Origin of the sequence: Hyphomicrobium sp., from assembly GCF_036262015.1 — a bacterium.
Classification (GTDB): Bacteria; Pseudomonadota; Alphaproteobacteria; order Rhizobiales; family Hyphomicrobiaceae; genus Hyphomicrobium_C.
In genome coordinates this window covers 66,715-75,333 of sequence record NZ_DATAJR010000003.1, presented here as the reverse complement: position 1 = coordinate 75,333, position 8,619 = coordinate 66,715, and the positions used below count along the sequence as shown (strand labels likewise).

7 protein-coding genes are annotated in these 8,619 nt (G+C 61.2%); 4 read left to right on the top strand and 3 right to left on the bottom strand.

All coding sequences use genetic code 11. The annotated features are described in order from the left end of the window. Together VHO05_RS00960 and VHO05_RS00955 are read left to right on the top strand one after the other, a co-directional pair. On the top strand, positions 1–2,794 hold a 2,794-nt coding region (locus VHO05_RS00960), incomplete at its 5' end, for a tetratricopeptide repeat protein (RefSeq protein WP_329644735.1). 102 nt (positions 2,795–2,896) lie between these two features. Continuing rightward, positions 2,897–3,178: a helix-turn-helix transcriptional regulator gene (locus tag VHO05_RS00955; protein ID WP_329644734.1), complete on the top strand. Its 282-nt coding sequence runs from the start codon at positions 2,897–2,899 to the stop codon at positions 3,176–3,178. Positions 3,179–3,189: 11 nt separating this feature from the next. On the opposite strand, the gene VHO05_RS00950 is transcribed toward VHO05_RS00955, so the two are convergent. After that, positions 3,190–4,218 carry a chemotaxis response regulator protein-glutamate methylesterase gene (locus tag VHO05_RS00950; RefSeq protein ID WP_329644733.1) on the bottom strand — a complete coding sequence of 343 codons (1,029 nt, stop codon included), beginning with the start codon at positions 4,216–4,218 and terminating at the stop codon, positions 3,190–3,192. 301 nt (positions 4,219–4,519) lie between these two features. Between VHO05_RS00950 and VHO05_RS00945 the strand changes: the two genes are divergently transcribed. Then, positions 4,520–4,912 carry a response regulator gene (locus tag VHO05_RS00945; RefSeq protein WP_329644732.1) on the top strand — a complete coding sequence of 131 codons (393 nt, stop codon included), beginning with the start codon at positions 4,520–4,522 and terminating at the stop codon, positions 4,910–4,912. Between the two features lie 87 nt (positions 4,913–4,999). Here VHO05_RS00945 and VHO05_RS00940 read toward each other — a convergent pair whose 3' ends face one another. Together VHO05_RS00940 and VHO05_RS00935 are read right to left on the bottom strand one after the other, a co-directional pair. Next, the gene (locus tag VHO05_RS00940) at positions 5,000–5,974 is read right to left on the bottom strand and encodes a KpsF/GutQ family sugar-phosphate isomerase (protein WP_329644731.1); all 975 of its coding nucleotides are present in this window, start codon (positions 5,972–5,974) and stop codon (positions 5,000–5,002) included. Between the two features lie 113 nt (positions 5,975–6,087). After that, positions 6,088–7,113 (bottom strand): NAD-dependent epimerase, encoded by a 1,026-nt coding sequence (locus tag VHO05_RS00935; protein WP_414653647.1) that lies wholly within the window; start codon positions 7,111–7,113, stop codon positions 6,088–6,090. A 431-nt stretch (positions 7,114–7,544) separates the two neighbouring features. Here VHO05_RS00935 and VHO05_RS00930 point away from each other — a divergent pair, with 431 nt between their 5' ends. Further along, positions 7,545–8,597 (top strand): O-antigen ligase family protein, encoded by a 1,053-nt coding sequence (locus VHO05_RS00930; RefSeq protein WP_329644730.1) that lies wholly within the window; start codon positions 7,545–7,547, stop codon positions 8,595–8,597. Positions 8,598–8,619: the final 22 nt, after the last annotated feature.

Here is an 8,619-nt window from a genome sequence, read left to right as displayed (position 1 = left end):
GGTTGCGGATCAGATCCGCACCGACCGGATCGACATCCTGGTGGACTTCGGCGGCCACACGTCGGCAAGCCGCATCCTGGCCATGGCGCGCAAGCCGGCGCCGATCCAGGTCGCCCACTTCCTGGGTCATGGCTACACGTCAGGCCTGTCGGCGATGGACGTGTTCCTGTCGGACCAGGAGATGGCGCCGGTGGGCAGCGAGGCGCTGTTCGCCGAGACGATCGTACGCCTGCCCCGCATTCCGCTGGCCTACCAGCCGCCGGAGGGGTTCCCGGCGGTCTCTCCGCTGCCGGCGCTGACGAAGGGCTATGTGACGTTCGGCTACTTCGGACGCACGGAACGGCTCAACGACCGGGTTGTGACGGCCTGGGCCGAGATTCTGAAGCGGGTACCCGACAGCCGGCTGATGCTGAACTCGAAGGCGTTCTCGGAGACGGCGTTTGCCGATCTGATGGCGACGCGCTTTGCGGCGCATGGCATCACGCGCGATCGTCTGCAACTGGTCTACACGAGCCCGCAGCCGAAGACGTGGTCGGCGTATGGAGAGGTGGACATCGCGCTCGACCCGTTCCCGCACAATGCGGGAACGACGACGATCGAGGCCTTGTGGCTGGGTGTTCCGGTTGTGTCGGTCGAGGACCGCCCCTCGGTGGGCCGGTTCGGGGCGAGCGTGCTCGGCGCGGCGGGGCTGCGGGACTGGGTTGCGACGGACGTTGCGGGTTACGTGGCGCTGGCCGCCTCCAAAGCTCGAGACATTGCGGCCCTGGCCCAGCTGAGGTCCGGTCTGCGGGCGCGCGTGGAATCCTCCCCGCTGGCCGACGGACCCGGCCTCGCCCGCGCCCTCGAAACTGCTTTCCGAAATCTATGGACGCAATGGGCGGCCGGGCAAAAGAAAACCGTTGCTGACGCTGGACCCGCATCCCTTGAGCAGGCCATCGCAGCCTTTCAGTCGGGTGCCTACGCCCGCGCATTGGCGCTCTCCGATGCCGTTGCCAAAAAGGCTCCCGACAACGCTGAGGCACGTCATCTACGCGGTGTCGCGTCGTACAGGCTTGGCCGTCTTGCCGAGGCTGTCATCGATCTGACTGAAGCCATCCGCCTTCAGCCGGATCGGGCCGACTTCCGCTGGAACGTCACGCCCATGTTGCGCGGGCTGGGACGCCTCGCCGAGGCCGAGGTACAAGGCAAGGAGGCCGTGCGGCTCGCACCCAAATCGCCCGAGGCGCACAACAACCTCGCCACCGTGTACAAGGATATGGGCCGGGCGGCCGAGGCCGAAGCGCACTTGCGCTATGCCTTGACGATCAATCCCGACTATTCCGATGGCTGGTCGAACCTGTCGTGGACCCTCTCGCTGGCCGGCAACGCACGCGAGGCCGAAGCCGCCGCGCGTCGGGCCTTCGAGGTCAATCCGCGCAACGCCAACGCGATGAACAACATCGGCACGGCCCTGATGCATCAGGACCGGCTGCCGGAAGCCGCCGATTGCTTCAAGCAAGCGGTTGCGCTCCAGCCCGACTTCGCCATCGCGCATTCGAACTATCTTTTCTGCCTGAACTACCGGACGGATCTGTTGCCTGAAACGATCTTCGAGGCCTACCAGGATTGGGACCGTCAGCACGCCGCCGCGCTGCGTCCGGCCAACCCAACGTATCTCGGTTCGCGGGATCCCGATCGCCCGCTCCGCATTGGCTACGTTTCGCCGGATTTCCGCTATCACGCAGTGAGCTTCTTCATCGAGTCGCTCATCGCCGCCCACGATCAATCCCGCTACGAGGTGACCTGTTACGCCGAAGTTGCCAACGCCGATGCGGTGACTGAGCGTTTCCGGGGACACGCGTCACGCTGGCGCTCGACAATGGGACACTCCGACGCCGACGTCGCCGATTTGATCCGCGGTGACGGGATCGACATCCTCGTTGATCTTGCCGGACACACCTCTGGCAATCGCCTGCTGACCTTCGCCCGCAAGCCCGCGCCGGTTCAGGTCTCGCATATGGTTGGGTCAGGTACGACGACGGGCCTCTCAGCCATCGACGCCTTGCTGATCGATGCGGCCCTCTGCCCCGAAGGCGCCGAGCGCTATTTCTCGGAACGCCCGATTCGGATTTCACGGATGCCGCAAGTTTACATCCCGCCCGAAGGCATGCCCGAGGTCGCACCGCTTCCCGCCCTCAAGAACGGCTTTGTGACCTTTGGCTGCTTCAGCCGTCCGGCCCGCATCAACGACGACGTGATCAAAGCCTGGGCGCGCATTCTGAAGTCCGTGCCGAATTCCCGCCTCGTGCTCAATAGCAAGCCGTTCCGCGAGGAAGAGAGCTGCATCGCGTGGCACGCTCGCTTTGCAGACCTCGGCATCGAGCCCGGCCGCGTGAAGCTGGTCTATACGTCGCCGCAGCCGCGTACGTGGGAAGCATACGGCACGATCGATATCGCACTTGATCCGTTCCCGCACAATGCCGGCACGACGACGATCGAAGCCTTGTGGCTTGGCGTTCCCGTCATCTCGATGTCGGCGCGTCCGCCTGTCGGCCGTTTCGGGGGCTCGATCCTCGGGAGCGTCGGTCTCGACGATTGGGTGACAAACGACGTTGATTCGTACGTCGCACGTGCAGCGACCGCCGCGAGCAACCTCGCGACGCTTGCGCATCTGCGCGGAAGCCTGCGCGCCCGGTTCAAGGCGTCGCCTCTCGGGTCCGACAGCGTCGGTCTCGCGCGCGAAGTCGAGCAGGCATACCGAACACTGTGGCAAGAGTACTGCGCACGCGAAACAGCGCGCATCAAAGGCGGGTGACTGCAAGCCTGGGATAAGGCACCTGCCTTAGCCCTGTCATATCGGACCCACAGCGTGAGTCTGGTGTTTACCTGATACGGAAAGAAAAAAGGGGCGCGGCGGGTGACGGCATATCTCGGCGAACTATCAGTACCCACCCAAAAGCGTCGTGACCTGCTGACGCGTCGCGAACGTGACTGCTTAGTTCTGAGCGGACGCGGGCATTCCGAGAAGGAGGTTGCCCAGCAGCTCGATATCAGCCCAAACACGGTCCGGGTTCACATCGAGAATATCAAGCGCAAGCTTGGAGCGGCCAACAAGAGCCACGCACTTATCCTGTCTCTCTTGTGTGGAGAGACCGAGCTCAGTGACTTCGAAGATCAGGATAACCCTGGCCCGCTTTGAGCGGACCGGGCTCAGCAGCCGAGCGCCGATTTGATGCGGGCGCCGATCTGATCAAGGGGCAGCACTTCGTCTGCTCCACCGGCTTCTACGAGAGACCGCGGCATTCCGTACACGACGCAGGAGGCTTGATCCTGCGAGATGTTGTAGCCGCCGAGCTTACGCAATTTCGCGAACTCGGCCGCACCGTCACCACCCATACCCGTCAACATGACGCCGAGTACGTTCTTGCCGAACGCGCCACGCGCACTCTCCGCCAGAACGTCTACGGATGGCTTGTAGAGACTTTCGCCCTGGTCAGGCGAGATCTTGATCTCGGTTGCTGTGACGCGTGTCTGCATCCCGCCGGGCGAGATGTAGACGGTGCCCTTGGTCAAGGTCATGCCGTCCTCGGCCTCGACGACTTTGGGCTTGCACGTGTCGTTCAGGCGCTGTGCCAGCGCTTTCGTGAAGTTTGGGGGCATATGCTGCGCAATGACGACCGGAACCGGAAGCGTTTCCGGAAGCTGCGAGAGCACGGCCTGTAGGGCCTGAGGACCGCCGGTGCTCGATCCGATCACACAAATCTTGGCGTTGAGCCGTGCGCCGGCGGCAGCGCGTGGCGGCGCCGTGGAGCGAACGGCTGCAGCGGGCCGCGGAGACGCAGAACGCGTCCTCTGCGTCTTTGCCTCGACTGCGGCCAGAAGCTTCTCGTGGATGCGCTCGACGCCGCGGGACTTGGGAATGAAATCGACCGCGCCGAGGGCGAGCGCCTCGAGCGTGATGGCGGCACCCTGTTCGGTGCGGGCGCTGAGCATGATCACCGACGAGGTGCTCTGGCGCACGATCTCCTTCAACGCGTCGATGCCGTTCATAATCGGCATGTCGATGTCGAGGGTCACCACGTCGGGCTGCAGCGCAAGCGTCTTCTCGATAGCGTCGCGGCCGTTCACAGCCGTTCCGATGACCTTGAACCGCGGATCGGATTCGATCTTTGGCGGCAGTACGCCCCGCATGAATGGGGAATCGTCCACGACCAGAACGCGAATCAAAGGTGCGGACATCACGTGCTTCCTCGACTGCGGTCGGCGCATCGAGCCATTGTTGTTCGGCTCAGACGCAGGCTGCCGCTCTACTCTTTCACGAAACACATAGTTAACCGGTAGAGGTTTCGATTCCGTTACGGGAACGGCGGCCGCTATGAGTGCAAATTGGGGTTATTCGCTCGTCGTTCTGCAACGACCCATTAATACTATCGCAAGCAATCTACGCGCATACTTCGGGGACATCGGCAGAGCGAGTGCGCGCGATCCGCTGCGGTTGCGGTCGTTGGCCACGAGATGGGTTTGTAAGGGGATTAGGGTTATGAGCGTCAACAACATGCCTGTACTCGTCGTCGACGATTACAGCACCATGGTTCGGATTATCAAAAAGCTCTTGAAGCAAATCGGTTTTGAAAACGTCGATGACGCAGCGAGCGGCGAGGCAGCGCTCCAGAAGATCAAGGCAAAGCAGTACGGCCTTATCATCTCCGACTGGAACATGGAGCCGATGACGGGTTACGAGCTGCTGAAGGTCGTGCGCGCCGATCCGGAGATGGGCAAGACGCCGTTCATTCTCGTCACCGCGGAATCCAAGCAGGACAACATCAACGCCGCCAAGAGCGCAGGCGTGAGCGGCTACATCATCAAGCCGTTCAACGAGAAGGTCCTGAAAGAAAAGATCGACGCGGCATTGGCTGCTCCTGTCGCCGCCTAATCTCAGGCCGCAGAGTTCAGAAATTCAAAACCCCGGGGCATCCGCCTCGGGGTTTTTTGTTTGCGGGCAACTGGCTGGCGCACGGCCTCACATGTAGCCGCGCTGCATGAGGTCCTTGGTATGCAGCACATCGACCACCGTCTCGCCGTCGACAACAACGACGTTGGCGATGCGCCGCTCCTTCATGATCGACACGGCCGTGCTCATGAGATCCTCGACGCTGACCGTTACCGGTCGCGTGGTCATGATGGCCTGCGCCGTTTTACCGAACATGTCGGGTGAGAATGCGCGCCGGAGGTCGCCTTCGGTGATGAGCCCGAGCAAACGGTTTGTGCTTTCCTCCGTCACCACGACGCAGCCACGCTGTCCCTCGGCGAGCCGGATGACGACATGTCCCATGAGTTCTTGAGGATGCACCGTGGGCACCTCGTCTTTGAACTCTTCCGTATAGCTGCGCACCGACGAGAGAAGCAGGCCGAGCCGTCCCCCCGGATGCAGCTTGCCGAAATCGGAATCGATAAACGAGCGCCGATCCATCAGCAGGACCGCGAGCACGTGCCCGGCGGCCAATGTGATGATAGCCGATGAGGTTGGGGCCAGGTTGTTCGGGCAAACCTCCTTCACCTTGGGAAGCCGGAGGCAGATGTCGGACTTCTCTGCGAGACGGCTCGTCTCGTTCGAGGTCATGCAAATGACCTTCGCGCCGTTGGCGGCACAGAACTCGAGGATCGGGAAGAGCTCTTTCGTCATGCCGGAATTCGAGATCGCGAGCACGACATCCTGGCTCGTGATCATGCCGAGGTCGCCGTGTGCGGCCTCCGCGGCGTGCAGAAAAAAGGAAGGCGTGCCGGTCGAAGCAAAAGTGGCGGCAAGCTTGGCACCGATGTGCCCCGACTTGCCGACGCCCGTTACGACGAGGCGGCCCGTGCAGCCATGGATGACGCTGACGGCCTTGATGAGATTGTCGTCGAAGCTGTCCCGCAATTGTGCGAGTGCCTCGATCTCTTGATCGACGATATCGCGGGCCCGCTCCAGAGCCTGAGCTACGTGTTCAGATCGCATCTAGGACGCCTCTGTCAGGAAATTTGGCCACGGACGCGAGAAGATAGGCTACTGACCATCGTCGCCATACCGTGTCAAGCACGCCTCCGGTGTGGAACGTCGCACCCGAAGCCTTATTGGCCATAGTAGGCGCGGTACCACGCGACGAATTTGTCGAGCCCTACCTGGAGCGGCGTCGCTGGCCGGTACCCCACGTCCCGGACGAGGTCGCTCACGTCGGCTGCGGTTTCCGGGACGTCGCCCGCCTGCATGGGTTTCCAAACCTTGTGAGCCTCGCGTCCGAGCGCGCGCTCGAGCAATTGGATCATCGTGAGCAGGTCGACGGGATCTGAATTGCCGATATTGTAAATCCGGTAGGGCGCATTGCTTGTCCCGGGATCGGGCGCCTTGCCGGTCCATTCCGGATTGGGTGCGGCGACACGCGCCGCCACGCGCACGACGCCCTCGACGACATCGTCGATGTACGTGAAGTCACGTCGCATCTGGCCGTTGTTGAATACTTCGATCGGTTCGCCGGCGAGTATGGCCTTGGTGAACTTGAACACGGCCATGTCCGGGCGGCCCCACGGACCGTAGACCGTAAAGAAGCGCAAGCCGGTCGTCGGCAGTCGGTAGAGGTGGCTGTAGCAATGCGCCATCAACTCGTTGGCTTTCTTGGTCGCCGCGTAGAGGCTCACGGGGTGGTCCACGTTGTGGTGCACGGAGAACGGGACGACCGTGTTCGCACCGTAGACGGAACTCGACGACGCATAGACGAGATGGCGCACGCCATTGCGTCGGCAGCCCTCGAGAACATGGCCGAACGCGGCGAGATTGGAGTCGACGTAGGCCTCGGGATTGTCGATCGAGTAGCGCACGCCCGCCTGTGCGGCCAGATGGATGACGATCTCCGGCTTGGTATCGGAGAAGAACTGCGCGGTCATCTCGCGATCGGCGAGGTCAAGTTTGACGAATGAGTAACCCGGTTTGCCGTCGAGCTCGCGCAGTCGTGCGTCCTTGAGCGTGGGATCGTAGTACGAATTGAGATTGTCGATGCCGACAACGATTGCGCCGCGCTCAAGAAGAGCCCTGGCGACGTGAAATCCGATAAAGCCGGCGACCCCCGTGAGCACAATCCGGCAATTTGGCCTCAGATCCAAATGATCCCCCTCGGTCGGTTCGCATAGGGAATGTGTCCCACTTGTGGACACATCTTAGCGTCTCGTTAGCAAGTCAGTGAGACAAAGTAATCCGAGCACCTGCGGGTTATAGGATGAAACAAGTTGTTCATAAGACTGGATCGCGCGTCTCATTCGTTGGCGTGTGCACTGAGCCGTCACTAGAGTCAGGAACTCGTTGGCGTTGGTATAGCGAGTTCATTGGTCCGATGTTGCACCGACTTTCCAGGCCCCACAGCACCGCAACCTTTGCGAACCTCGGGTTTCTGGGGATATTTCCCTTTTTTTTCTTTTGGCACTTTACGCTTGCTGCAGGCACGAACCCGTTTGAGATCGGCCTGTTTAGGGAGATTTCAGCCGTTGTAGCCGCGGCTTTCCTCTCGCTGTTCTTTATGCGATGGGTGAACCAGGCCATGCGCTCGCCGCTAGCCGTCTTCACCCTTGCCTTCATTCTGTACTGCGGTGTTTCCACCGTTTTCCACATGATTGGAAGCGAGGTGCCGGAAGGCTCGGTCGCACAATCCGGCGCGCTCGTGATCTCATGGTTTTGCCTGTTGTCCGTGGGCGCATTCATGGACATCAACAATCCCAAATTTCAAAAAGTGCTCGTGATGTCTTGGCTCGCGATGGCCAGCGTCGTTCTCATTTACGTTCAAGGCTTGCACTTCATTCCGCGTGAGATCTTCGACACCAAAAAGGAATTTGCGTCCTATCAGGGCTTCTCACGTTCGTTCGTGTTTGCGTCCATGGTGCTCTTGGCGCTCCAGAAAACGACGTGGCAACGCGCAATTCTCGCCGCGTTCTCGATTGCCATTGCTTTCCTCATGGCTGCAAGATCGGAGCTTGTCGCTCTCATCTTCGCAGTGGCGCTGGTGGAATTCATTCGCGCATCGCGCACGCCGCAAGGCCTGACGCTGCTCGCGATCGCTTGTCTTCTGGCGGGGCTCCTACCGTTCATTTTGGACTACGGTGCGCTCACGGAATCCCGGCAGATGCAGTTGCTGGACTTGTCGAAGTCCTCGTCCTGGAGCACGCGGACCGAGTATGCGACCAGCGCCTGGGAACAGATTGTCGCCAGCCCGATCAGCGGCCAATTCGGCGGGCATTTCTTGGTCGGTACTCCGGATGGCGGCAGCTACGCGCACAACGCCCTGTCCTGTTGGGTGAGCTTCGGCTTGATCGGTTTTGTGCTCTACATTGGGATTGCAGTGGCCACGACCATCGTGTCTCTGGTCGGTTTTTTCCGGTCGATGGATAGCGAGTGGCAGCTGTCGCTCTATCTCAACGCGTCGTCGCTGCTGATGATCGTATTCGCAAAACCCGTTTTCTGGCCTTTCATCGCGCTTGGATGGGGATTGTGCATAGCAAAGTCCTCCAAGCGCAAAGCGCCCCGACACGCGCCGTTCCGTAGCCCGTTGGCAAACATTGCGGCGACGAGGGCCCGGCTATCGGATAGCCACGCCTAAGCCAACACGCCCATATCATACC

Bases quoted from the DNA above. Each gene is read 5' to 3' on its own strand.
- VHO05_RS00930 (WP_329644730.1), top strand. From the start codon at position 7,545: ATGCGCTCGCCGCTAGCCGTCTTCACCCTTGCCTTCATTCTGTACTGC.
- VHO05_RS00945 (WP_329644732.1), top strand. From the start codon at position 4,520: ATGAGCGTCAACAACATGCCTGTACTCGTCGTCGACGATTACAGCACC.
- VHO05_RS00950 (WP_329644733.1), bottom strand. From the start codon at position 4,218: ATGTCCGCACCTTTGATTCGCGTTCTGGTCGTGGACGATTCCCCATTC.
- VHO05_RS00940 (WP_329644731.1), bottom strand. From the start codon at position 5,974: ATGCGATCTGAACACGTAGCTCAGGCTCTGGAGCGGGCCCGCGATATC.